At 31.0% G+C, this 25,050-nt stretch carries 21 protein-coding genes; 4 read left to right on the forward strand and 17 right to left on the reverse strand.

Features of this window, described 5'->3' with window-relative positions:
* Nucleotide 1: 1 nt before the first annotated feature.
* Entirely contained in the window at nucleotides 2–406 is a 405-nt protein-coding gene (arfB, locus tag WHD54_RS05225; RefSeq protein WP_088324035.1) for an alternative ribosome rescue aminoacyl-tRNA hydrolase ArfB, read from the forward strand.
* On the opposite strand, the gene WHD54_RS05230 is transcribed toward arfB, so the two are convergent.
* The 4 genes from WHD54_RS05230 to WHD54_RS05245 form a co-directional block, all read right to left on the reverse strand.
* Nucleotides 403–813, reverse strand: a complete 411-nt coding sequence (locus WHD54_RS05230; RefSeq protein WP_088324034.1) for a hypothetical protein — start codon at nucleotides 811–813, stop codon at nucleotides 403–405. The genes arfB and WHD54_RS05230 overlap by 4 nt on opposite strands.
* Nucleotides 814–916: 103 nt before the next feature.
* Nucleotides 917–2,989, reverse strand: a complete 2,073-nt coding sequence (locus WHD54_RS05235; RefSeq protein WP_088324033.1) for a carboxypeptidase-like regulatory domain-containing protein — start codon at nucleotides 2,987–2,989, stop codon at nucleotides 917–919.
* Between the two features lie 6 nt (nucleotides 2,990–2,995).
* Nucleotides 2,996–3,775, reverse strand: a complete 780-nt coding sequence (locus WHD54_RS05240; RefSeq protein ID WP_088324032.1) for a GLPGLI family protein — start codon at nucleotides 3,773–3,775, stop codon at nucleotides 2,996–2,998.
* A gap of 55 nt (nucleotides 3,776–3,830) precedes the next feature.
* Nucleotides 3,831–4,076, reverse strand: coding sequence for a hypothetical protein (locus tag WHD54_RS05245; protein WP_088324031.1), 246 nt, complete (start codon nucleotides 4,074–4,076; stop codon nucleotides 3,831–3,833).
* A gap of 199 nt (nucleotides 4,077–4,275) precedes the next feature.
* On the opposite strand from WHD54_RS05245, the gene WHD54_RS11860 reads away from it, so the two are divergent.
* The 3 genes from WHD54_RS11860 (at nucleotide 4,276) to WHD54_RS05255 (ending at nucleotide 8,681) form a co-directional block, all read left to right on the forward strand.
* Nucleotides 4,276–4,503, forward strand: coding sequence for a helix-turn-helix domain-containing protein (locus tag WHD54_RS11860; RefSeq protein WP_422894407.1), 228 nt, complete (start codon nucleotides 4,276–4,278; stop codon nucleotides 4,501–4,503).
* A 655-nt stretch (nucleotides 4,504–5,158) separates the two neighbouring features.
* Nucleotides 5,159–7,507 carry a TonB-dependent receptor gene (locus tag WHD54_RS05250; protein ID WP_088324030.1) on the forward strand — a complete coding sequence of 783 codons (2,349 nt, stop codon included), beginning with the start codon at nucleotides 5,159–5,161 and terminating at the stop codon, nucleotides 7,505–7,507.
* 310 nt (nucleotides 7,508–7,817) lie between these two features.
* A complete protein-coding gene (locus WHD54_RS05255; RefSeq protein ID WP_088324029.1) occupies nucleotides 7,818–8,681 on the forward strand; it encodes a sigma-70 family RNA polymerase sigma factor in 864 nt (287 codons plus the stop codon).
* Between the two features lie 38 nt (nucleotides 8,682–8,719).
* Here WHD54_RS05255 and WHD54_RS05260 read toward each other — a convergent pair whose 3' ends face one another.
* From WHD54_RS05260 to WHD54_RS05320, 13 genes are all read right to left on the reverse strand, one after another.
* The gene (locus tag WHD54_RS05260) at nucleotides 8,720–8,989 is read right to left on the reverse strand and encodes a heavy-metal-associated domain-containing protein (protein WP_088324028.1); all 270 of its coding nucleotides are present in this window, start codon (nucleotides 8,987–8,989) and stop codon (nucleotides 8,720–8,722) included.
* Between the two features lie 4 nt (nucleotides 8,990–8,993).
* Nucleotides 8,994–9,365, reverse strand: coding sequence for a rhodanese-like domain-containing protein (locus WHD54_RS05265; protein WP_088324027.1), 372 nt, complete (start codon nucleotides 9,363–9,365; stop codon nucleotides 8,994–8,996).
* A gap of 4 nt (nucleotides 9,366–9,369) precedes the next feature.
* On the reverse strand, nucleotides 9,370–10,776 hold the full coding sequence (locus WHD54_RS05270) for an MBL fold metallo-hydrolase (RefSeq protein WP_088324026.1): 1,407 nt from the start codon (nucleotides 10,774–10,776) through the stop codon (nucleotides 9,370–9,372).
* Nucleotides 10,777–10,803: 27 nt separating this feature from the next.
* A complete protein-coding gene (locus WHD54_RS05275) occupies nucleotides 10,804–12,531 on the reverse strand; it encodes a SulP family inorganic anion transporter (protein ID WP_088324025.1) in 1,728 nt (575 codons plus the stop codon).
* Nucleotides 12,532–12,570: 39 nt separating this feature from the next.
* A complete protein-coding gene (ruvB, locus tag WHD54_RS05280; protein ID WP_088324024.1) occupies nucleotides 12,571–13,593 on the reverse strand; it encodes a Holliday junction branch migration DNA helicase RuvB in 1,023 nt (340 codons plus the stop codon).
* 105 nt (nucleotides 13,594–13,698) lie between these two features.
* Nucleotides 13,699–15,480, reverse strand: a complete 1,782-nt coding sequence (locus WHD54_RS05285; protein ID WP_088324023.1) for a cytochrome c oxidase subunit I — start codon at nucleotides 15,478–15,480, stop codon at nucleotides 13,699–13,701.
* A 28-nt stretch (nucleotides 15,481–15,508) separates the two neighbouring features.
* Nucleotides 15,509–16,513 carry a cytochrome c oxidase subunit II gene (locus WHD54_RS05290; RefSeq protein WP_088324022.1) on the reverse strand — a complete coding sequence of 335 codons (1,005 nt, stop codon included), beginning with the start codon at nucleotides 16,511–16,513 and terminating at the stop codon, nucleotides 15,509–15,511.
* A 35-nt stretch (nucleotides 16,514–16,548) separates the two neighbouring features.
* Complete coding sequence (locus WHD54_RS05295) at nucleotides 16,549–17,973, reverse strand: quinol:cytochrome C oxidoreductase (protein ID WP_088324021.1); 1,425 nt, start codon at nucleotides 17,971–17,973, stop codon at nucleotides 16,549–16,551.
* Nucleotides 17,974–18,000: 27 nt separating this feature from the next.
* Nucleotides 18,001–18,549, reverse strand: coding sequence for a c-type cytochrome (locus WHD54_RS05300; protein ID WP_233130996.1), 549 nt, complete (start codon nucleotides 18,547–18,549; stop codon nucleotides 18,001–18,003).
* Between the two features lie 10 nt (nucleotides 18,550–18,559).
* Complete coding sequence (locus tag WHD54_RS05305) at nucleotides 18,560–19,087, reverse strand: DUF3341 domain-containing protein (RefSeq protein ID WP_088324020.1); 528 nt, start codon at nucleotides 19,085–19,087, stop codon at nucleotides 18,560–18,562.
* Nucleotides 19,088–19,089: 2 nt separating this feature from the next.
* Nucleotides 19,090–20,547: an NrfD/PsrC family molybdoenzyme membrane anchor subunit gene (nrfD, locus tag WHD54_RS05310; RefSeq protein WP_088324019.1), complete on the reverse strand. Its 1,458-nt coding sequence runs from the start codon at nucleotides 20,545–20,547 to the stop codon at nucleotides 19,090–19,092.
* A 21-nt stretch (nucleotides 20,548–20,568) separates the two neighbouring features.
* A complete protein-coding gene (locus tag WHD54_RS05315) occupies nucleotides 20,569–23,625 on the reverse strand; it encodes a TAT-variant-translocated molybdopterin oxidoreductase (protein ID WP_088324018.1) in 3,057 nt (1,018 codons plus the stop codon).
* A 71-nt stretch (nucleotides 23,626–23,696) separates the two neighbouring features.
* Complete coding sequence (locus tag WHD54_RS05320) at nucleotides 23,697–25,001, reverse strand: c-type cytochrome (protein ID WP_088324017.1); 1,305 nt, start codon at nucleotides 24,999–25,001, stop codon at nucleotides 23,697–23,699.
* Nucleotides 25,002–25,050 lie beyond the last annotated feature (49 nt).

The raw sequence follows: 25,050 nt of genomic DNA on the forward strand, positions 1-25,050 counted from the left end.
AATGGATACCACACAACTTATAAAAGAATTGGAGTTTAAAGCTATTAGAAGTTCTGGTGCCGGAGGACAACATGTAAATAAAACATCATCTAAAATTGAACTGACTTTCGATTTAGAGAATTCTGAATCGCTTTCTGATAAAGAAAAAGAGCTTTTAAAAACAAAACTCTCTTCGAAATTAACGAAAGAAAATTTGCTTATTTTATTTTGTGAAGAAACCCGTTCTCAACATAAAAATAAAGAAATTGCTATTAAAAAACTTATTACAGTTCTCAAAAAGAATTTGATTATCCCTAAAAAAAGAAAAGCTACAAAACCGACAAAAGCATCTATTAAAAAAGGAATTGAAAAAAATAAAAGAACTTCTCTTAAAAAAGCCCTTAGAAAAAAACCGAGGTTAGATTAAAAACGCATGGTTGCACTTAACATTATATACCTTGGAATAATACGAGTTTTACTACTATAACTTTGAAAATCATTTATTTGTAAAATATCGAATGTACTTTGGTTGGCTAAATTTATAAATTGAAGTTTGTAATTGAACTTTCCTTTAACTGGGTTATAATTTAAACTTCCATTTATAAAGTTTTGAAAATTATTATTTAAATTAAAACTATTTGCTGTTGCAGACGCTAACCAATTTTCGTTGATTTTATATGTGGCGGTTATATTCGCAAAATAATTGTTTACAGAAGATTGTCTGTTTTGAAAAAATGTCCAATCTCGCTGGTATTTTAAATAAAATTGAAAATTAATTGGTTTTTTAAAATATGTTGTTCCAGAAATTCTAGAAACATAACTATAGCTTATCAATTTTTCTAATTTGCTATTATTAACAAGTAAAAAATTAGAAAAAGCTGTAAAGTTATTTTTTAGTTTTAAGCTTGTGTTAAGTTTTGTAAAATACTGTGTTGTTTCATTTTGTAAAAAAAATAAAGTTATTGATAGAGGAATTGGTATTAATTATAGAATTTGACCCTAAACTTTTATCAAATATTGAAAGAGAACTTATGGTAAATGTAAGAAAACCTTTATCTAATTTTTGAATGTTATGAGAAAAACCCAAAGTATTAATATTAGCAACTTCTAATTGCCTTATTTGCTCATTTAAAGTTCTATAATCTTTTAAAACGAAACCATTAAAAAAGTAATTTAGATTTAGTAAATCGTATTTATAATTATAACTAAAATTAAAGCTACCTAATTTACCTAATCTAAAATTATAATTTATTTTAACATTTGGAAACACATATCTATTAATTACAGTATCCGCATCATTAATAGTTTTATAAATAGTTGTAGCTTCTAACTTTATTTTTTTATAGTTGTTAAAATTATGCTCAAAATTAAGTTGTAATCCAATATTAAAAATATTCTGTTTTACATTATTTGTAATTAAGTTAGTATTATTTTGGGTGTTTTTAATATGGTTATTAAAAAAGTAATTTTCTTTTTCGATTAACGTATTTAAACTATATATTTGTTTACTTTTTTTAAAACTGACTTTACTTTTCCATCCTAAAAAGTTATTATTTTTATTTAAGGTTTGATGTATTGGCTGGCCATTATCAAAATTAAATCTAGATGCTGTTGTAAAGTATGTTTCATTTAAATTAGAAGTTGTTTGGTATAAATAGTTTTCTAAAATAAAATATTTTGATGGACGATATGTTGCTCTAAAATGATTGAAAACATATAGTTTTTCGTTGTTATTTTTATTTTTAAATAGTGTATTAAAATTATTATCTGTCGATAAATTTTCTAACCAATTATTTTTTTGTTTTTTAATTTCATTTTCAAAAGTTAGGTACCAATTTCCTTCATTATAAAACTTAACTTCCATATTAGTTGTAAAATCTTTTAATGTATTTGCACCTAATATATTTTCTTGAATTAAAACAGGGTTCTCTTTAATATTAAATAAACTACTACTATTTTTTTCAAAATCAATATCATCTTTATTATAAAATGTTAAAAACCTTAAAGTTGTTGATGGTGACAATTTTTTAGACAATGTTAAAGAGTTACTATTGGATTTGTTTAGTACAGCTTCCTCATCATTTAAAAAACCTTTTTTTGTAGAAAAATTTTTATTTGTTTCAATATTAATTAAAGGGCTTTTATTTTCATCTATATGCAATGAAATTTCATCACTAGTTACATTGGTGTTTGTTAAGTTACTTAAGTAACCATTGTTGTTTAACTTGCTCAGTTGTAAAAGTTTAATCTGCTTTTTTAAAAACCCAATATTTACAGTAGTGTTGTATCTTTTACTTGTTCCTGCACCAGCTTTTACAGTACCAAACAAGATGTTTTTTTTGTTGTCTTTTATGGATATATTTATTGCTATTTTTTCTGATTTAGTAAATTTTTTTTTAAGTGGATTATCATTATGATTTCTTAAAATCTGGACATTCTTAAGTAGATTTGCATCTAAATTTTTACTTAAAATCTTATAATTTTTAGAGACTAAATCTTCACCTTCAATTAGTATTTTTTCTATTGATTTACCATTAAAAGTTATAGTACCTTCATTAGAAACATCTAAACCTGGTAATTTTTTTATAACATCTTCTAATGATTCTTCGGTTTTATTAATAAAATTTGGTAAATTGTAAGTAATCGTATCTTTATCTACCTTAATTTTTCTTTTAGACTCAACTATTATTTCTTTTAATTTTTCTGTTTTTAAAGGCAATATAACATTTAGTTCAATTTCATTTTTTACAGCTATTTGTTTATAAAATTTTTGGTAACCTATACTTCTAATTTCAATGGAAATTGTATCATTTTTAGTTTTGAACTCAATGTTATACTTACCTAATTTATTGGTAATACCATAGCTATAATTACCATTATTATCTTTAATTAATATTGTAGCATTTAACAAAGGGTTTTGTAAACTATCTGTTACAAAACCCTCTATACTTTTTTTCTGACTAAACAAAGAAAAATTTATGAGTAGAAAAATGAAGAATACTCTTTTCATAAAACTTTAATCGACATATTCAATAAAACTCTTTTTTCTTAATTTTATAATAGCTGTTTCAGAACCTTTAGAATCTAAATGTTGCCCAATTGCTCTAGAATATTTTAAATTTCTTTGAATTTGATTTTCTTTCTCCTTTATAAACTCCTCATAATTATACCATTCTCTTTTTAAATTTGGGGTAATAAAAGTTTTTTTATAGGGATATTCAATTTTTTTAAATAAAAATAAGACTTCATTATTACTATCATAAGCTTCTATTATCAAACCTGGTAAACCGTTTAACTTCCATGGTCCTAAAGCTACCGGTATTTCTTTTGTAAACCAAGCTATATAATATCTTCCTCTAAAAAGTGCTTTGGCTTTTTGCACCTCAATACCCTCAATTTTTTTTATCTCATTTGTAATTTCCCAATCTATTTTGGGTACTACTTCTTTATACATAAACTTATTATTAAACCTAGCATTACTGTATAAAGTATCATTAGATCTATTAGTTATTTGATACAATCCATCTTTTGAACTAAAGTCTCTTATGCCAAATAATTTACCATTTTTATCTTTATAGGTTTTTGTAATTGTTTTTCCACCGTTTTCTAAAGAATCAATTTTAGTAACATATAAACCAAAATCATTACTAACAAAAAGTGAGGCATTGTATGTCTTTAAATTAACACTTGGTGCACCTAGACTTATAACTTCTGTATATTTTACTAATAAATTAGTTTGAGAGTTTATTATTGTAGAAAAAAATAAGATTTTTATTATAAATATCTTTTTTATCATTTTATTTTTTTTAAAACTTTCACTCAAATGTAGTTATTATTTATTTATTAAAATTCTATTGTGGGCAAGGAGCATTCATTATTGCAACTGCTATTTGTGGAGCATGTTCGGATCTAAAACATCTCTCACCAGTATAAGTAATACCATTAGGGCAAGTTACAGACCAATTTACTTCAGTGTAACCCTCTCCACAATTGAGAAGAATTGCTTTTTCTATTGTGGAATTATCTTTATATGTAAACGCACTTAAAGTGACTAAACTTATTGTTAAAACTGTTAAAATTTTTATTCTTTTAATCATAATTCTGTATTTTTAAATGTTAAAATGAGTGAAAGTTATTTAATTTATCAAAACTAAATTTAATTATTTATCACTACAATAGCTGTAAGCTATAATTTATAGCCAATCCCTAAAGAATAAAAAATGAAAGAAAAAATCAGAGAGAATCAGAGAGAATCAGAGAGAATCAGAGAGAAGAATATGCAAAATTAAAAATTACATAAGAGAATCTCGGTTAAAAAAAGGATATTCACAAGAAAACTTAGGAGAAATTTTAGGTATTTCTCAAAATTCTTATCAAAAATTAGAAACAGGCAAAACAAAATTAACTTTAGAACGTTTTTTCGAAATTAGTATTTGTTTAGACATTTCTATTTACCAATTACTAAGTACTGAGGAAAAAGAAAATTTATCAAAAAAAATAATGATGAAGATAATTAATTCTTAATATAACTGAAATATTTTTTTTCCAAATTCACTATAATAGTAAAACTTGTAATAAATTCTTCTAAATTAGAATTTAGCTTTTAACTCATTATTCTTACTGAACATGTTTCCTATACAAATATGTATTATTAATTTGTTTAAAAATAATGAGATAATTTTAAAAAAATATAGTTCAAATAGAAATAAAATCGAAAGCCTTATCAATCTTTTACTTTTATAAAATTGCTTTTTTCACAAATTATTAATAAATTGAGTTAAAAAAAGCCCTTAGAAAAAAACCGAAGTTAGATTAAAACTAAAAGTTAGCAAATACGTTTAGCCCTGATTGAAATGGTATCCTTTTTTTGTTTTTCTCAAAAAAAAGATTTAATGGAAAGCAGGAAATAGCTACTAAAAATAAATAAACTTTCTGTTTCACATTTAAATTTTACAACGTAAATTTGCATCGTTCTCATAAAGGGGTGCCTACATCGGCTGAGATCATACCCATTGAACCTAGAACAGGTAATGCTGTTTAGGAAAAAAGTATTTACAACAATAAAAAAAGATACAAATTGTGTAGCTTTTTAATTATTGATGTAACTACAAAAAATTATTATTCAATATTAATCACAAGAATAATTACCTCTTTTTATTCGTTTTAATTTTTATTTAAAATGAAAAAAATATCTATTTTTTTATTCTTGTTTGTAAGTACACTTGCAAACGCACAATCTTTTACAATTTCTGGAAAAATTGTAGATGAAAACAACAAACCTTTATCTGAAGCTACAATTTTAGTTAAAGAAATTAACAAAGGTGCCGTTTCCAATACGGCAGGAAACTATAGTATTTCACTAAAAAAAGGAAGCTATACACTAGCGTTTTCTTTTTTAGGATACAAAACGATTGTTCAAAAAGTAACGCTTTATAAAAATGAAATCCGTACTATTCAACTACAGCCAGATGCCAATGTTTTGGAAGAAGTTTTAGTAGCAGCCGTAAGGGCAAACACAAATATTCCGGTAACCTACTCTAACTTGTCAAAAAAAGAAATTGCTAAGCGTAATTTGGGTCAAGACATTCCAATTTTATTAAATTACATGCCTTCGGTGGTTTCTTCATCTGATGCAGGAGCAGGAATTGGGTACACATATATGAGTGTTCGAGGTTCTAACTCAGAGAGAATTAATGTTACCGTAAATGGAATTCCTTATAATGATGCAGAAAGTCATGGTACTTTTTGGGTAAATCTTGGTGACTTTGCCTCCTCTACAGAAAACCTTCAATTGCAGCGTGGTGTTGGTACTTCTACCAATGGTTCTGGGGCTTTTGGTGCAAGCATAAATATTTTAACAGACGCAATTTCTGAGGATGCCTTCGGAGAAATATCAAATTCTTTTGGTTCTTTTAACACCAAAAAACATACAGTTAAATTTAGTTCGGGTAAAATAAACAATCACATAGAAATTTCTGGTAGATTGTCTAATATTTCTTCCGACGGATATGTAGACAGAGCTTTTGCAGATTTAAAATCATATTTTTTACAAGGAAGTTACTCAGATGAAAATACCCTAATTAAAGCAATTACTTTTGGTGGTAAAGAAAAAACATACCAAGCTTGGTTTGGGTTAACTGCAGATGAATTGGCAGAGGATAGAAGGCAAAATCCGTATACCTACGATAATGAAATAGACAACTATCAACAAGATCATTATCAGTTGCATTGGAATGAAAAAATAAATGATAATTGGACAACAAACTTAGGACTAAACTACACCAAAGGTCGTGGATATTTTGAGCAGTTTAAAGAAGGTGAAAGCGCCACCGACTTTGCTAATCTTATTAAAGATGGTAGCGATTTAATAGTTAGACGCTGGTTAGATAACGATTTTTATGTAGTAAATTTTAACACAAATTACAAAACAGAAAAATTAAATTTTATTTCTGGAATTTCGTATTCAAATTATACCGGAGATCACTTTGGAGAGGTTATTTGGGGTTCTGATTTAGCTGATGACGTAAAAATTAGAGACCGTTATTATTTTTCTGATGCAAAAAAAACAGACTTTTCTGCATTTGCAAAAGCTACCTTTAAAATTGCCGACAAACTGTCTGGCTATATAGATTTGCAAGGTCGTTTTATTGGATACCAAACCGAGGGCATAACTAATGATATTGTGCCAATTGATGTACATAGAAATTTCAATTTTTTCAATCCGAAATTAGGTTTTACTTATAAAATTAATTCACAAAATAATTTGTATACCTCGTTTGCAGTTGCAAACAGAGAGCCAAATAGAAACGATTTTGAAAATGGTGTTTCTAGTCCAGAAAGTTTAAATGATTTCGAATTTGGTTGGAGATTAGATAAAGAATCAATTAAATTAAATACCAATATTTACTACATGGATTATAGAAATCAATTGGTGCTAACCGGTGCTTTAGATGATGTTGGTCAGCAAATTAGAGCAACCTCTGGCAGCAGTTACCGTTTGGGGTTAGAAATTGATGCAGATATCCGATTAAACAAACAGTTTTCTATACGACCAAATGCTGCATTTAGTAGCAATAAAAACAGAGATTTTTACATCACTAGAAACGGAAACACTACTCCTGAAGCTTTAGGAAACACCAATATTTCATTTTCTCCGAATATAATTTTAGGTAATTTATTTAGTTACATGCCTTCAGAAAATTTACAATTTACATTCTTATCTAAATATGTAGGAAAACAATTTATGAGTAATTTTAGTAGTGCAATTTCAACTAGTGATGTTTTAGACGACTTTTTTACAAGTGATATAAATATTGTTTACCACATAAAAACTACCAAAATTGCAGAATCCGTTACATTTACAGCTCTCATAAATAACGTATTTAACAAAGAATTTGTAGATAGAGGCTACTACTATACATTTGATGATACTTGGTCTACACCAGGGCAAACTACAACTTTAGATGGCGCTGGATATTATCCGCAAGCTACCAGAAACTTTTTACTAGGTGTAACTATTCGATTTTAGCTTTTTAAAATCATTTTGAAAAAAACTAAAAATTGTAAAAAACCGTATTTTTTAGTTAAAATTGTCTAAAAAACAAAAGAAATGCCTCATTTTTGATTAAAAATGAGGCATTTTTTCGTATATTGGAAAAACAATGAAATACGTTAAATTTTACATTCGGTTTGTTCAAATACACAACTATCGTATTTCAAATACCATTCGAAGTACTCTAAAAAGCAATAATTCTTTCGCTTTATAAAGTACTTTTTTATTGTGATTATCTCACATATCATTTTCAACTTATAACCTCCCATTAAATTTATATTTACACATGAGACAACTTAAAATTGTAAAACAAGTAACCAATCGTGATGCAAAATCACTAGAAAAATATTTTCAAGAAATTAGTAAAATAGGTCTTATTACAAGTGATGAAGAAGTCGAATTAGCCTTAAAAATTAAAAAAGGAGATAATAGGGCATTAGACCAATTGGTAAGTGCTAACTTAAGGTTTGTGGTTTCGGTTGCAAAACAATATCAAGGACAAGGTTTAAAACTATCCGACCTAATAAATGAAGGAAATTTAGGATTGGTTAAAGCAGCAAAACGTTTTGACGAAACGAGGGGTTTTAAATTTATTTCTTATGCCGTTTGGTGGATTCGCCAATCGATTATGCAAGCTTTGGCAGAACAGTCTCGAATTGTTAGACTTCCTTTAAACAAAATTGGAAGTATTAGTAAAATAAATAAAATATATGCTCGCTTAGAGCAAGACGGACAAAGAAGACCAACAAATAAAGAAATTTCAGAACAATTAGACATGTCTGAAAATGATGTAGAACAAGCCATGAAAAATTCAGGAAAACATGTTTCTATGGATGCTCCCTTTAGAGAAGGTGAGGATGCTAACTTGTATAATGTTCTTCGTTTTGATGAATCGCCAAAACCTGATAAAGAATTGATAGCCCAATCTTTAAAAATTGAAATAGACAGAGTACTAGACACACTTACGAGCAAAGAAGCAAAAGTTATTAAAATGTTTTATGGTATTGGTGATGAAACTCAAAGTAGCTTAACAGAAATTGGAGAAAAGTTCGACTTAACAAGAGAGCGTGTAAGGCAAGTAAAACAAAGAGCTCTTAAAAGGTTACAAACAAAATCTAAAACTCAAATGCTAAGAACATACTTAGGTTAAGTACAAAAAAAAACGAGCAAAAAGCTCGTTTTTTTTATTTAAGAATCAATTCTACCGACTGCACAACTTACAAAAGACTTTGCTTTGTGTACTATTGTATTTTTGTCTCCAACTTCTGGATATCCTAATGCAGAAAGTTTATCTTTTATTTGTTCTAAATTTGCATTTTCGTGAGAAACAATAACTGCAGAATTCTCTAAATCTACAGTTACATCAGTTATATTGTTTACACTTAAAACGCCTTTTTTTATAGTAGAAGCACATCCACCACATTTTAAATTTTCTATTTGTATCGTTGTTGTTTTCATATAATTAATTTTCTTTTTTCCATTGATTAAATCCGCCTACAACATTGTAGACATTATACCCTTTCTCTTTTAGAATTTTTGCAGATTTGCCACTTCTATTACCCGACCTACAAATTAAATAAACTGGGAACTCTTTTGATAGTTTTTTACTTGCTATTTCAGCAAAATTGTCATCAAAATAATTAGCAAAAATTGCAGTTTCTATATATCCTTCAGAAATTTCTTCGGGGGTTCTAACATCTAATAACTGAATTTTACCTTTTTCTAATAAAACCTTAAGCTCTTTAGTAGTTACTTGTTGTATTTCTTGTGAGTTGCTTTTATGGCAATTTACAAATAAAAATATACTACATAAAACTCCGAAAAAATATCTCATAAACTTATTTTAATGTTGATGGACAAACCGCTTCTGATAACGGTAAATTAGTGTTTTTTATAGCATCAAATCCGCCAGAAATATCAATAATTTTATGAAATCCTCTAGCTTTTAAAATTGATGCTGCTATCACAGAACGATAACCTCCGGCACAATGCACATAAAAAGGAGTATTTGTTGGAAACTCATCAATGTGATTGTTCAAAAAATCTAGGGGAGTATTTTTAGCAAAAACAATATGTTCGCTCAAAAACTCACCCGGTTTTCTAACATCAAAAATAAGTAAATTATCTTGATTGTTTTGCTCTAAAGTTTTAGGTAAAACGCTAACTATAGTATCAATTTCTTTAGAGGCTTCTCTCCAAGAATTAAAACCACCTTCTAAATACCCTAAAACATTATCAAAACCAACTCGAGACAAGCGAGTAATTGCAGTTTCTTCATCACCTATTTCTGTAACTAATAAAATGGGTTGTATAATGTCTTTTATCAATGCTCCAACCCAAGGAGCAAAAGTACCATTTAAACCAATAAAAATTGATTGCGGTATAAAACCTTTTATAAACTCATTCTGATGTCTAACGTCTAAAATTAAGGCTCCCGTTTTATTGGCTATATTTTCAAAATCATTAACAGACAAAGGTTTGGCACTTTTCTTAATAATATCGTCTACAGATTCATATCCTTCTTTATTCAATTTTACGTTTAAAGGAAAGTAAGCTGGTGGTGGCAATAAGCCATCGGTAACTTCGTGTATAAATTCTTCTTTGGTCATGTCTGGTCTTAAAGCATAATTAGTAGCTTTTTGCTGCCCTATAGTTCCTACCGTTTCTTTACTTAAATTTTTACCACAAGCAGAACCTGCACCGTGTGCAGGGTATACAATAACATCATCTGCAAGTGTCATTACTTTGTTTCTTAAACTATCAAACAAAAAACCTGCCAAATCTTTTTCTGTAATTGTTCCTTTTTGAGCTAAATCTGGTCTACCTACATCGCCTAAAAATAACGTATCTCCACTAAACAAAGCGTACTCTTTACCATTGGCATCTTTTAATAAATAACAAGTACTTTCCATGGTATGACCAGGTGTATGAAGTGCTGTAATGGTAATATCGCCAAGCGTAAATACTTGGTTATCTTTTGCTATTATTGCGTTAAAATTTGTCTCTGCCGAAGGGCCATACACAATTTTTGCTCCTGTTTTTTCTGCTAAAGTTACATGTCCGCTTACAAAATCTGCATGAAAATGGGTTTCAAAAATATACTTAATTTTTGCATTGTTTTTTTCTGCAGTATCTATATAATCTTGTACCTCTCTCAATGGGTCTATAATAGCTACTTCTCCATTACTCTCTATATAATAAGCTCCTTGAGCTAAACAACCTGTATAAATTTGATGTATAATCATAATAGTAACAATTTAATAATCTAACAATTAGTCATATGCCTGATGTATATATTTTGCATATTTTTTTTGTGCTGTTTTGTCTCCTGTTTTATAATATATTACCGCATCATTATCTCTCATAAAAAAGTGATTGATATCTATAATTTGTAATAAACCTCCTTTAAATAAAACATCTCTTACCGGACCTTTTACTCCTGCAAAATAAAAATTAATGTTTTTCTTTTTATAATAACTCACACGCTCCTTTAGCATTTCAACTCCTGTGCTGTCTATTCTGTTTATACTTTCTGCATCTAATACAATCAGTTTTAAATTGGCTCCTTTTTCTGTAACCATCTTCTCTAAACTGTCTCTAAAATAAGCTGCATTTGCATAAAATAATTGTGCATCAAATCTAAAAACCAATACATCTTCTTCTAACAAGACCTCTTTAAAACGGTCTTTATTTCTGTAAAAATCTGCATCCGGAACTTTCCCTAATTCTGCAGTGTAAGGTCTTGAAGTTCTATAAATTAAAACAACTATAGACAAGCCAACACCAACTGCAATTCCGTATTCAATTCCTAGTGATAACGTAGCTAAAAAAGTGGCAATCATTAACCAAAAATCTAAATTGTTAGCTTTCCATAAAAATTTTGCTTCTTTAATATTTATCAATCTAAAGACAGCTACTATAATAATTGCTGCTAAAACTGCTTTTGGCAAAAAATAAAATAAAGGCGTTAAAAACAAGAGTGTAATAACTACCATAATTACAGAAATTAGTGCCGACATACCCGTTTTTGCACCACTTTCTTGGTTTATTGCTGATCGTGAAAAACTAGATGTAGATGGATAGGCTTTGAACAAAGAACCAACCATATTGGCTATACCAAGCGCTATTAGTTCTTGATTTGGTCTTACTCTATACTCATTTTGTTTGGCTTCTAAAGATTTACCAATAGAAATTGTTTCTAAATAACCAACCATTACTAATGTAAAAGCAATTGGTAATAATTCTCTTAAGAGTTCAAAATCTAATGTTGGTAAACTAAAAGTAGGCAAACCAGATGGAATGTCTTTAACTATAGCTACTTCAGAAAAATACGGGCTCAAAAACTTCATAGTTACAATTCCTAAAACAACCACAATAAGTGCACTCGGAATTTTAGCATGAATTTTTCGTAAAAAAATAATAAGGGTTATTGCAGAGAGTCCAATAATTGTTGTTTGAATATCGAAACTTAAAAATTCTGTTATAATATCTTTTAATAAAATATGTATTTGATCACTCTGAACAAACGGAACACCTAATAAATTTCTAAACTGATTAAGACCAATAATAAGTGCTAATGCAGATGTAAACCCTGTGATAACAGGCTTTGATAAAAAATTTACTATAAAACCTAAGCTAAAAACTCCCATTAAAAATTGAATAGCGCCCACTAAGAGTGCTAGTAAAATAGCAATAGAAATATAACTTTCAGATCCTGCAAGTGCTAACATAGAAACTCCAGTAGCTACAATCAGTGAATCCATGGCAACAGGACCAATAGCTACTTGCCTCGAAGAACCAAAAATTGCATACATTACTTGTGGCATTAACGCACAATAGAGTCCGTAAATTGGTGGTAATCCTGCAATTAATGCATATGCTATTCCTTGAGGAATTAAAATAATACCAACAGTAATACCTGCAATTAAATCTCCTTTAAAATAAGAAGCATCATAATTTGGCAACCATTCTAAAATTGGTAGTAATTTTTTTAGCTTCATCTTGTTCTTATAAAAAGTAGTCTTTAAAAATCATATTTTTTAAAACAATTCTCCTTGAGTTGTACCTCTCTCTCTTCCTAAATGAGTATATGCTAATTCTGTAACTTCCCTACCACGAGGTGTTCGCATAATAAAACCTTGCTGTATTAAAAAAGGTTCATATACTTCTTCTATAGTTTCTGTATTTTCACTTACTGCAGTTGCAATTGTAGAGAGACCAACAGGCCCACCTTTAAACTTATCAATAATAGTTGCTAAAATTTTATTATCCATTTCATCCAATCCATGTGCATCTACATTTAAAGCAGATAAAGCATATTTAGCAATTTCTATAGTAATTGTTCCTGTTCCTTTTATTTGGGCAAAATCTCTAACACGCCTCAATAATGCATTTGCAATTCTAGGTGTTCCTCTACTTCTACCAGCTATTTCTATTGCCGCTTCCATAGCTATAGGAACTCCCAAAATATGTGCACTTCGCTGTATAATAGAAGTTAACAATTCTGTTTTGTAATAATGTAATCGACTGCTAATACCAAATCTTGCACGCATTGGTGCCGTTAATAAACCTGAACGTGTAGTTGCTCCTATTAGTGTAAAAGGTTCTAAATTAATCTGAACTGTTCTGGCATTTGGGCCAGATTCAATCATAATATCAATTTTATAATCTTCCATTGCAGAGTATAAATACTCTTCTACAATAGGACTAAGTCGATGTATTTCATCTATAAATAGTACATCTCGCTCATCTAAATTTGTAAGTAAGCCTGCCAAATCTCCTGGTTTATCTAGAACAGGCCCAGAAGTAACTTTAATTCCTACTTGCAATTCATTGGCTAATATATGCGCAAGTGTAGTTTTTCCCAAACCCGGAGGACCATGAAAAAGAGTATGGTCTAAAGCTTCGTTTCGTTGATTAGCAGCCTCAACAAAAACCTTTAAATTATCAATTGCTTGATCTTGACCCGTAAAATCATCAAAAGAAAGCGGACGAAGTTTTTTTTCTAAGTCTAGCTCTTCATTCGAAAAATTAGTGTTTTCTGGATTTAAGTTTTCGTTCATATAACAAAGATAATATTATTTAAAGTATCATTTTGTAAGTTTTGTTACAAAGCAAAAAACCTTTCCAAATTCGGAAAGGTTTTTATAATTGAAATATATAATATTTTATGATGGTTCTTCGCCTTCTAGTAATGGAGTTGTTTGTAAAACGAAATCTTCTCCATGTAAGTAATCACTGTCATCATCATTTGCATCTACACGTTTACTGTAATCATAAGCCCATCTGTGTACCTCTGGTAATTTACCTGGCCAATTACCATGAACATGCTCAACAGGGGTTGTCCATTCTAAAGTGTTAGACCTCCATGGGTTTTGTGTTGCTTTTTCCCCTCTATACATCGATATAAAGAAATTAGCAAAGAAAATTATTTGTGCGACTCCACCTACCAAAGCAAAAATTGTAATAACAACATTAATATCTGCTAAATCATCGAACATTGGAAAGTTTGTATTGGTATAATATCTTCTTGGTAAACCTGCTAATCCAATAAAATGCATTGGCCAAAATACACCGTATGCACAGATAATTGTAACCCAAAAATGCCAATATCCTAATGTTTTGTTCATCAACCTACCGTACATTTTTGGAAACCAGTGATAAACACCAGCATACATACCAAATATAGCCGAAACTCCCATTACTAAGTGAAAGTGTGCAACCACAAAATAAGTATCGTGAACATTAATGTCTAAGGCAGAATCTCCTAAAACCAATCCTGTTAAACCACCAGTAACAAAGGTAGATACTAAACCTATAGAAAATAACATAGCTGGGTTTAACTGTAAGTTCCCTTTCCATAAGGTAGTTACATAATTAAATGCTTTCACAGCAGAAGGAATTGCAATTAATAAGGTTGTAAAGGTAAATACAGAACCTAAAAAAGGATTCATCCCTGAAATGAACATATGGTGTCCCCAAACAATAGTTGATAAAAATGCAATTGCAATAATAGAACCGATCATGGCTCTGTAACCAAATATAGGTTTTCTAGAATTTGTAGATATAACTTCTGAGGTAATTCCTAGGGCAGGTAACAAAACAATATAAACCTCTGGGTGCCCTAAAAACCAAAATAAGTGTTCAAATAAAACCGGTGAACCACCTTGATAATGTAAAACTTCTCCAGAAATAAATATATCTGATAAAAAGAAAGAAGTTCCAAAACTTCTATCGAAAACCAATAATAGGGCAGCCGATAATAAAACAGGGAAAGATACTACCCCAATAATAGCTGTAATAAAGAAAGCCCAAATAGTTAGAGGCAATCTTGTCATTTTCATTCCTTTTGTTCTTAAATTTAAAACAGTAACTATATAATTTAGTGCACCGATTAAAGAAGAAGCAATAAAAATAGCCATAGAAACTAACCAAAGTGTCATACCTGCACCTGAACCTGGTATTGCTTGTGGCAATGCACTAAGTGGTGGATAAATTGTCCATCCTGCAGATGCTGGCCCCGCTTCTACGAAAAGAGAAATGACCATAATAATACTCGACAAGAAAAACAACCAATAAGATATCATGTTTAAAAATCCGGAAGCCATATCTCTGGCACCAATTTGCAATGGAATTAACAGGTTAGAAAAAGTTCCACTTAACCCTGCTGTTAGTACAAAAAACACCATTATTGTTCCGTGAATAGTAACTAGAGCCAAATATATATCCGGACTCATAATACCATCACTTTGGTGGTGACCTAAAAATGCTTCTATAATTGTAAACGATTTTTCTGGCCATGCCAATTGCAAACGAAACAACATAGACATCATAACTGCAATGATTCCCATAAACATCCCAGTTATTAAAAACTGCTTAGAAATCATTTTATGATCGTGTGAAAAAATGTATTTTGTTACAAATGTTTCTTTATGATGATGATCTGACATAATCTATTTATTTGTATAAAATTTATAATTACTTAATAACTTCTGTTAATGTTGGTTGTTCAGACAACCATTTTTCGTATTCATCTTGCTCTACAACAGTAATTTTCATTTGCATGTTGTAATGAGAAGCACCACAAATTTTGTTACATAATAGTAAATAATCGAACTGATAAGGTTCTTCTCCCTTAGCACGTCTAATCTTATTAATACCTATTACCTTTTCAATAACCTCTGGTTGTTGTCTCATTTCTTCGGTAGTGTACTTCGGTGTAAAGCCGAACTCTGTAACCATACCAGGTACACAATTCATTTGTGCTCTAAAATGAGGCATGTATGCCGAGTGTAAAACGTCTTGTGAGCGAAATTTAAAATGTACTTTCTTTCCTTTTGGTAAGTAAAGTTCTGTTACTTGTTTGTCATCAGCTGCATTTTTGTCAGACATATCAACACCCATTGTATTGATACCTTTAATGTAATTTACGTTTCCGTAACCTAATGTATTGTCTGCACCTGCATAACGAGCATCCCACCTAAACTGTTGAGAATATACCTCTATAACAATAGCATCTTCATCCGACAAATCCATTACATTGTTCCATTGCCATAAACCATAACCAATTAAACCTACCATTACAACGGCTGGAGTAATAGTCCATATAAACTCTAATTTGTGGCTATCCGCATAAAATTTAGCTTTTCTTGATTTATTCCCTTTGTATTTAAAAGTAAAATAAAAAATTAAAAACTGCATTATAAATTGAACAATACCAATTAGCCAAAATGTAATGTTAAAAAGATTATCGTCATGTTCTCCCTCTATTGATGCAGATTCTGGTAACAGAATTACATTCATAAATATTAAACAATAAATCATCATTGCATACAAAAAAGCTAAAAAAGCCATGGCGTATTTACCTTGTGCGGCATTATCATTATCATCAGCAATAGAACTTCTAAAGTTCATTATTCTTGTAATTTGCCAAAAACTTACACCGATTGCAACACCTATAAAAATATAAAATAGAGCTAGCATATTTATCTTGTCTTAATTTTTTAATTAATTATTTGTTAATGATGATCTGTTGATCCTTCTCCTGTATTTTCTACATTGAAATATTGGAAATGTTTACTTTCCTCTAAAAATGGATTTCCTTCAGGTATTGGGTTCGCTTTAGAAAAAGCATGTAAAGTTGTATATATTAACAATCCAATAAAGAAGAAAATTGCACTTAATTCCGGAATACCAAATGCCCACTGAGCACCTACTGTTCCTGGCATTATCATAATAAAAACATCTATATAATGACCCGCTAATATTACGAAACCACCAATAAAAACAAACCATGGCTTACTTTTAAAGTCGCTATTTATAAGAAGTAATACTGGAAAAACAAAGTTCATAACAATCATTGCTAAGAAAGGCGTTTTATAGTCTGTAAATCTAGCAACAAAATAAGTTGTTTCTTCTGGAATGTCTGCATACCAAATAAGCATAAACTGAGAAAACCATAAATATGACCAAAAAACAGAGAAACCAAACATAAATTTTGCTAAGTCATGAATATGACTCTCATTAACATTCGGTAAAACTCCCTTTCCTTTAAAATAAATAGTAAAAAAGGCGATAACAGTTAATGCAGTTACCAATAATGTAGACAATACATACCAACCAAATAATGTTGAAAACCAATGTGGGTCTAATCCCATAATCCAATCCCAAGACATCATTGTTTCGGTAATCATGAAAACAAATAAAAATATTACAGACGCATTATAATTTTTCTTGTAAGTTTTATTACCATCATTTGCTGTATCTTCTTTAATTGAGTTTTTCCTAATATAAAAACGATAAACATTCCATAAAAGTAAATACACTAAACTTCTAATTAAAAATCCAGTAGCATTAATCCACCAAGATTTTCCATCAACAATTGCATCATAATTCGGACTAGTAGGATCAAAAGTTCCTTCTTTCATCCAAGGAAATAAGTGATTTAAGTGCATTACTGAAGCTATAATTACCAATGCCATAATGATAGAAACAGGAAGTAAATTTGCTGTAATAGCCTCCATAACTCTTAAAATTACAACCGACCAACCAACTTGAGCAACTCTTTGAATTGCATAAAATGCCAATACTAATAGCGTTAATCCTAAAGAGAAAAATAAGGCTACATAAAATGCAGACCAAGGTCTGTTTTGCATTTGATGCAAAACATGTTCTTCATGAGCAGCATGTGTATCTAACTCATGTGCATCTGCAGAATGAGTTGTACTATTTTGATGTGTGCTTTCGGTTTGATGATGATTTTTTGTCTCATGAGAATCATCATGTGAACCTCCATGACCATCATTATTAGATGCTTCAATAGCATGTTTAGCGTCTGTTAAAGTCAGTTTAGAACCGCTGTAAAAACTGAATGCAGTTCCTATAACACCAAGAATAATTAGTGCTATTGAAAAAGTTTTTAATTTACCTGAGAATTGATACATATCTTTCCTATTCTATCTTTTAATAGTCTATTTTAACAAATCGTTACGCAATACTTCTACATATTGTACTATCTGCCAACGCTCTTTGTATGTTAATTGAGATGAGTGTGAACCCATTAAGCCTTTACCATGCATTAATACGTGGTATATAGAACCTTGAGTAATGTCTCTGTCTTTATAATTCGGGATTCCAGAAAATTTTTCAGTTTCTGATAAATATCCATTACCATCACCTTTTTTACCGTGACATGAAATACAATAAATGGTATACATTTTTTTTCCATTTTCTAAATTTTCCTCATCATTTTCTAATGGAGATACAAGATTAGCTTTTGCTAATTCATAACCTTCAATAGTATTTGGTATATCATAATTTGGTGTTCCTCCTCTAGCAATTGTTCCTGCAACAGGCTTACTATTTACAGGGTTTCCTTTAAGACCATTAGCTGCATCGGCATTATAAGGCACAGACTCATACATATCTGGCATATATTGCAGCTGTCTTTTTTTATTATCATTACAAGAAATAAAACTTGCAAAAACTACTAAGGCAATAATTAATTTAAAATTCTTCATTGTCTGATTATTAGTGCTTATCTACGATATTAATTTCTACAGCTCCTGTATTTGCAAGCAAAAAAGTAAGTTCTTCTTCATTGTTATTTACAGGTATTTCCATTAAAAAATGATCATCTGTAGTTCGTGGGTCAGGATTTTCTGCATCTTTAAATGGCCAAATTCTACTTCTCATATAAAAAGTGATAACCATTAAGTGAGCTGCAAAGAAAACTGTTAGTTCAAACATAATTGGAACAAAAGCTGGCATATTTTCCATCCAGGAAAAACTTGGTTTCCCTCCAATATCTTGTGGCCAATCTTCTATCATGATATAATTTGTTAGCCAGATAGCTACTGCTAAACCAGTAATACCGTACATAAATGCAGTAATTGCTAGTCTTGTTGGTGCTAAACCCATTGCTTTGTCTAATCCATGAACCGGAAAAGGACAAAAAACTTCTTCTACATGATGATGTGCTGCTTTAACAGTTTTAACTGCATCTAACAATACTTCGTCATCTGTGTAAAACGCGTGAATAACTTTTGATGCTTCCATAATTATTCGTTTATAGTGTTATCTGAATTTCCTTTTGCAGCTTTTGGCTTTGCAATAGCTGGCTTAGTAGGAATTCCTTGTTCGCTTCTTTTCTTATAAAATTCTCCAGAAGATTTTAATATCGTTTTAACCTCTGCTTGTGCTATTACAGGAAATGTTCTTGCGTATAATAAAAATAATACAAAGAAGAATCCGATAGTTCCAATAAAGATACCTACATCTACAAATGTTGGCTCAAAACGCCACCAAGTAGATGGTAAATGACCTTTACTTAATACAATTGCAATAATGTCGAAACGCTCGAACCACATACCAATATTGATAAAAATTGATATAATGAAAGTCCAAATAAAACTTCTTCTTATTTTTTTAAACCATAACAATTGTGGAGTTAAAATATTAAAGAATAATAACGAGTAAAATGCCCAAGCATAAGGACCTGTTGCAGCTCCTACAGATAAATAAGTGTAGTTTTCGTAAGGAGAACCAGTATACCATGCAATAAAAAATTCTGTTGCATAAGCTACTGCTACTATACCACCCGTTAAAATAATTACAATGTTCATATACTCGATGTGTAAACGTGTAATGTAATCTTCTAAATTGGTTACTTTTCTCATGATACCTAATAGTGTTTGTACCATGGCAAAACCAGAGAAAATTGCTCCTGCTACGAAATAAGGAGGAAAAATTGTAGAGTGCCAACCCGGATTTATAGAGGTAGCAAAGTCCATCGATACAATAGTATGTACAGAAAGTACTAATGGTGTTGCTAAACCAGCTAACACTAAAGACACTTCTTCAAAACGCTGCCAATCTTTTGCTCTACCAGACCATCCAAAAGATAGTAAAGCATATATTTTTTTCTGAAAAGGTTTTACTGCTCTGTCTCTAATCATGGCAAAATCTGGTAACAAACCGGTCCACCAAAAAACTAAAGATACCGATAAGTAGGTAGAAATTGCAAATACATCCCATAATAACGGAGAATTAAAGTTTACCCACAACGAACCAAATTGGTTAGGTATAGGTAATACCCAATATGCATTCCATGGACGTCCCATGTGAATAATTGGAAATAATCCTGCTTGGAAAACAGCAAAAATTGTCATGGCTTCTGCAGAACGGTTAATTGCCATTCTCCATTTTTGACGGAATAATAAAAGTACTGCAGAAATTAATGTTCCTGCATGACCAATACCAACCCACCAAACAAAGTTGGTAATATCCCAAGCCCAACCAATGTTCTTGTTTAATCCCCAAACTCCAATACCAGTTCCTACGGTATAAAAGATACATCCAAATCCCCATAACATTGCTGCTAAAGAAATATAAAATGCCATATACCAATTTTTATTTGCTTTACCTTCTATAGGTTTTGCAATATCTTCCGTAATATCATGATAACTTTTATCACCTAAAACTAGAGGTTCCCTTATGGGTGCTTCGTAATGAGACATATGCTAATATCTTAAATTTAATTACGCTTCGTTTGTATTTCTTACTTTTACTTGATATACTACATTTGGCTTCGTTTGAAGGTAATCTAGTACATTGTAAGCTCTTTTATCTTCGGCTAATGCAGCCACTTTGTCTTCTTTATTATTTACATCACCAAAAACTAGTGATCCGGTAGTACATGCAGATGAACAAGCTGTTTCGAACTCATCTACGGCAACTTTTCTACCTTCCTTTTTGGCTTTTAAAATTGTTGCTTGTGTCATTTGTATACACATAGAACATTTTTCCATAACTCCTCGAGAACGTACGGTAACATCTGGGTTTAATACCATTTTACCATATTCGTTGTTCATATTAAAATCAAACTCTTTATTGTTTGAATAATTGAACCAGTTAAACCTACGAACTCTGTAAGGACAGTTGTTTGCACAATATCTTGTTCCTACACATCGATTATATGCCATTTGATTTTGGCCTTGTCTACCGTGTGATGTTGCTGCAACAGGACAAACTGTTTCACATGGTGCGTGGTTACAGTGCTGACACATCATAGGTTGAAAAGTTACCTCTGGGTTTTCTGCTTCTTGCTCTAACCCTCTATATGTATTTCCTCTACTTAAACCTTGCGCCTTAGCATCTTCTCTTGTTTCAACTTCAGAAGAATAGTATCTATCTATACGCAACCAATGCATATCTCTACCAACTCTCACCTCGTTTTTACCTACCACAGGTACATTGTTTTCTGCATGACAAGCTACAACACAAGCCCCACAACCGGTACAAGAGGTTAAATCTATTGATAAATTAAAGTGATGACCAATTTCTCTATTGTGTTCATCCCATAAGTCGATAGTGTTAGCTTCTACTTCTTGGTGATCATAAGAAACATATGCTGGTTTATTCCAACCATTTTTATGATCTTTTGGGTCTACCGTTTTGTACTCTTTTAATGAAGCTACTTTTAAAATATCATGACGACCAGCAATCGTTTTTTGCACTTGTGTACAAGCAAATTTATGGGTGCCTGATACTTTTTCTATAGAAACATTGTACTGAATATTATTACCGTCTTTGTAAAACGGATACGCATTCACTCCAACTTTCATTTCTTCCTTAAAGCCAAATGTTCTACCATATCCTAAAGATAGTCCTAAAGAACCTTTTGCTTGTCCTGGCTGAATCATTACTGGAACAGTAACAGAAGTTCCATTTACAGTAACTTTTGCATAATCTCCATTAATGGCTCCATTGTCTTTTACTGGATTTGAAAAACCTAATTCTTTGGCATCTGCCATAGACATTGTTAGGTAGTTGTCCCATGAAGCTCTTGTTATAGGGTCTGGGAATTCTTGCAACCAAGGATTGTTTGCTTGTTTTCCGTCTCCTAAACCAGTTTTTGTATATAAATTAAGCTCTAAACTAGAAGCTTTAGTACTTTTCTTTAAAGCTGCGGCAACTTCATCTACAGCTATATCATTTGCAGATGTATTTACACTTGTGTTATTTGAACTGTAAAAACCATTATGCAACGCTTTGTTCCATGAACTTCCGTCTAAAATATTTTTTGACCAAAATTCTTTTAAAAAGTCATAATAAGAAACTGAACTACCCGACCATTTTAACAAATTATCTTGTAACTGACGGGTGTTAAATAATGGTTGAATGGTAGGTTGAATCAAACCAAAACTACCTTCTTTAAAATGAGTATCTCCCCAAGACTCTAAAAAGTGAGACGTTGGTAGGGCGAACTGCATGGCATTTACTGTTTCGTTATTCTCTACAGAAAAAGCAACTTTTAAATCAACCTTCTTTAAACCTTCAGAAAAATCATTTCCATTTGGCAAAGAATAAATAGGGTCTATATTATGAGTTAAAACACCGCCTATTTTACCAGCTTTCATGTCTGAGACTAATTGCTGTACTGCAGCAAAGTTACCTTGGCGAATATTTAAGGTGTTTTTTGTATCTAAAATTTCACTGTTTAAAGCCTTGTTAATTGCTAAAGAAATTAGTTGAGCGTTCACATCATTAACACCAGTCATCACCACACCCTTAGAACCAGATTTCTTTAAAACCTGTGCAATTTTCTTTATATCGGCATCTATCGGTGTTGCTTTTGAAGCAACATTTTTATTGGTAATTGCATTGTATAAATTTGTTAATGCAAAAACAACATCAGAAGGTTTAGCAACTACTCTTTTATCGGCATTAGCACCAGTTAAAGACATATTACTCTCTACCTGAATATGGTAAGACATTGCTCCTGTTTCTGGTTTTCTACCTGAAACGTATGCTTTTTCAAATCCTCCGTGAAAATCTCCTAAGAAATCTGCTCCGAAAGAAACTATGGTTTTCGCATTCTCTAATTGATAATTAGGTAAAGCTCTCTTACCATAAACTTTTTCAAAAGCATCTGCCGCAGCAGATTCTGAAACGGCATCATATACTACATGCGTAATATTTGGATATGCTTTTATAAATGAACCTATAATTTCTTCTGTTGATGGACTTGCTAGGGTACCTGTAACTAAAACAACTGGTTTATTAGCGTCCTTTAAGGCATTTAATTTTGCACCAATCTCGGCATCAGCAACAGACCATTCTATTGTTTCACCGTTTTTAGTTGGCTCTTTTAAACGTAATTTTTCGTCATATAAAGAAAGAACAGATGCCTGAACTCTTGCGCTTGTTGTTCCGTTTGCCTCTTTATTTGGCATTATCTGAATAGGTCTTCCTTCTCTTGTTTTTACTAAAACATTTGCAAAGTCAAAACCATCTGAAATAGACGTAGCATACCAATCTGCAACACCAGCAATAATATCGTCTGGTTTTACTACATATGGTATCGATTTAACAACCGGACCTTCACATGCAGCTAAAGAAGCTGCTGCAGTTGTAAAACCAACATATTTTAAGAAATCTCTACGAGATGTTGAAGAAGTTTCTAGTGTTTCTTTATCTCCTAAAAAATCATCTGTAGCAATATTTTCTACAAACTCATTTTTACTTAACGTTTCAACAACAGAACTTCCTTTAAGTTCTTCAACACTTTTCCAGTATTTTTTGTTTGAAGCCATTTATCTATAGTTATTAGTTTTTGATTCTCTACAAAGAATATCTTTCTCAAGAATCTATCTTTCTTCTTTGATTAATAATGACACTTACCACACTCTAAACCACCTAACTGAGAAATAGTAACTTTTTCTACTCCATACTTCTTAGCTAGTTGATCATGAATTTTATCGTAGTAATCATTTGACTTTAAGTCTACATTTGTCTCTCTATGACAATCGATACACCATCCCATGGTTAATGGAGAGTATTGATACATCTCATCCATTTCTTCTACCGGACCATGACATTTCTGACATTTAACACCCGCAACTGTTACGTGTTGCGCATGGTTGTAGTATGCAAAATCTGGTAAATTATGAATTCGAATCCACTCCACTGGTTTTTCTTCACCTGAATACACTAAGTTTTCAGGATCCCAACCTGCAGCATCGTAAATTTTCTGAATTTCTTTATCTAACTGCTCTTTTCCGTATGTCATACCATTCCATTGGATTTCTGTTTCTTCAGAAACTTCAGATATAGACATATGACAGTTCATACAAACATTTACAGATGGTATACCAGAATGTTTACTGTGTTTTGCTGAAGAGTGACAATACTGACAGTCTATTTTATTTTCTCCAGAGTGAACTTTATGTGAAAAAGCGATCGGCTGTATTGGTTGATACTTTTGATCTACTCCTACCTTAAACAAGGTTCCAAAAACAACATAAGCACCAATTAAAAGTAATAGTATAGTTGTTAAAGCCTTAAGAAAGGTATTGTTTTTAACACCGATCCACAACTCTTGTAAATCTCTTTTTAAATTAGACTCTACACCTTTTTTTGCACCGCCTTTTAATTCTGCTACTTGCTTTAACAAACTTGCTATCATTAAAAAAGCAACCACAATTGCAGCAGCCAATAAGTACACCAACCATTCTGGAGCTCCTTGAGGCGCGTAGGTTCTTTCTCCAGCAACCGCATTTGCTGGCGCAGCAGCAACCTTTTTTATTTCACCAACGGTGGTGTAATATAAAATATCATCTATATTTTTGTCAGTTAATTGAGGAAAAGCATTCATTGCTGTAGCACTGTACTGCGCAGCCTCTGCGGCTTCTGCATTTACTTTTTGAAACTCAGCATTGTTCTTAATCCAAGCTTTTAACCATGAATTTTCCCTTCTCTCCTCTACACCACCTAAAGCTGGCCCAACTAACTTCTTATCTAATTTATGACAAGAAGCACAAAGAGATTTATATAATTTTCTTCCTTCTTTGTGACGTGCCTCATCAATCTCTTGAGAGAAAGAGGATACACTGAAAGCAAAAAATAAAAATAATGTAAAACTTCTTAAGAATACCGAAGTTAGTCTACTGTGCGATGCTACACTTTTCATATTTATAAACTATAATTTTAGTACCGTGTCTAAATTCGTTCAAATATCA

The organism is Polaribacter tangerinus (assembly GCF_038024095.1).
Classification (GTDB): domain Bacteria; phylum Bacteroidota; class Bacteroidia; order Flavobacteriales; family Flavobacteriaceae; genus Polaribacter; species Polaribacter tangerinus.

Excerpts from the sequence above, each read along its gene's own strand:
- WHD54_RS05295 (WP_088324021.1), bottom strand. The coding sequence starts at position 17,973 with ATGTATCAATTCTCAGGTAAATTAAAAACTTTTTCAATAGCACTAATT.
- WHD54_RS05250 (WP_088324030.1), top strand. The coding sequence starts at position 5,159 with ATGAAAAAAATATCTATTTTTTTATTCTTGTTTGTAAGTACACTTGCA.
- nrfD (WP_088324019.1), bottom strand. The coding sequence starts at position 20,547 with ATGTCTCATTACGAAGCACCCATAAGGGAACCTCTAGTTTTAGGTGAT.
- ruvB (WP_088324024.1), bottom strand. The coding sequence starts at position 13,593 with ATGAACGAAAACTTAAATCCAGAAAACACTAATTTTTCGAATGAAGAG.
- arfB (WP_088324035.1), top strand. The coding sequence starts at position 2 with ATGGATACCACACAACTTATAAAAGAATTGGAGTTTAAAGCTATTAGA.
- WHD54_RS05315 (WP_088324018.1), bottom strand. The coding sequence starts at position 23,625 with ATGGCTTCAAACAAAAAATACTGGAAAAGTGTTGAAGAACTTAAAGGA.
- WHD54_RS05270 (WP_088324026.1), bottom strand. The coding sequence starts at position 10,776 with ATGATTATACATCAAATTTATACAGGTTGTTTAGCTCAAGGAGCTTAT.
- WHD54_RS05240 (WP_088324032.1), bottom strand. The coding sequence starts at position 3,775 with ATGATAAAAAAGATATTTATAATAAAAATCTTATTTTTTTCTACAATA.
- WHD54_RS05260 (WP_088324028.1), bottom strand. The coding sequence starts at position 8,989 with ATGAAAACAACAACGATACAAATAGAAAATTTAAAATGTGGTGGATGT.
- WHD54_RS05245 (WP_088324031.1), bottom strand. The coding sequence starts at position 4,076 with ATGATTAAAAGAATAAAAATTTTAACAGTTTTAACAATAAGTTTAGTC.
- WHD54_RS05235 (WP_088324033.1), bottom strand. The coding sequence starts at position 2,989 with ATGAAAAGAGTATTCTTCATTTTTCTACTCATAAATTTTTCTTTGTTT.
- WHD54_RS05320 (WP_088324017.1), bottom strand. The coding sequence starts at position 25,001 with ATGAAAAGTGTAGCATCGCACAGTAGACTAACTTCGGTATTCTTAAGA.
- WHD54_RS05275 (WP_088324025.1), bottom strand. The coding sequence starts at position 12,531 with ATGAAGCTAAAAAAATTACTACCAATTTTAGAATGGTTGCCAAATTAT.
- WHD54_RS05300 (WP_233130996.1), bottom strand. The coding sequence starts at position 18,549 with ATGAAGAATTTTAAATTAATTATTGCCTTAGTAGTTTTTGCAAGTTTT.
- WHD54_RS05265 (WP_088324027.1), bottom strand. The coding sequence starts at position 9,365 with ATGAGATATTTTTTCGGAGTTTTATGTAGTATATTTTTATTTGTAAAT.
- WHD54_RS05290 (WP_088324022.1), bottom strand. The coding sequence starts at position 16,513 with ATGCTAGCTCTATTTTATATTTTTATAGGTGTTGCAATCGGTGTAAGT.
- WHD54_RS05305 (WP_088324020.1), bottom strand. The coding sequence starts at position 19,087 with ATGGAAGCATCAAAAGTTATTCACGCGTTTTACACAGATGACGAAGTA.
- WHD54_RS05255 (WP_088324029.1), top strand. The coding sequence starts at position 7,818 with ATGAGACAACTTAAAATTGTAAAACAAGTAACCAATCGTGATGCAAAA.
- WHD54_RS05285 (WP_088324023.1), bottom strand. The coding sequence starts at position 15,480 with ATGTCAGATCATCATCATAAAGAAACATTTGTAACAAAATACATTTTT.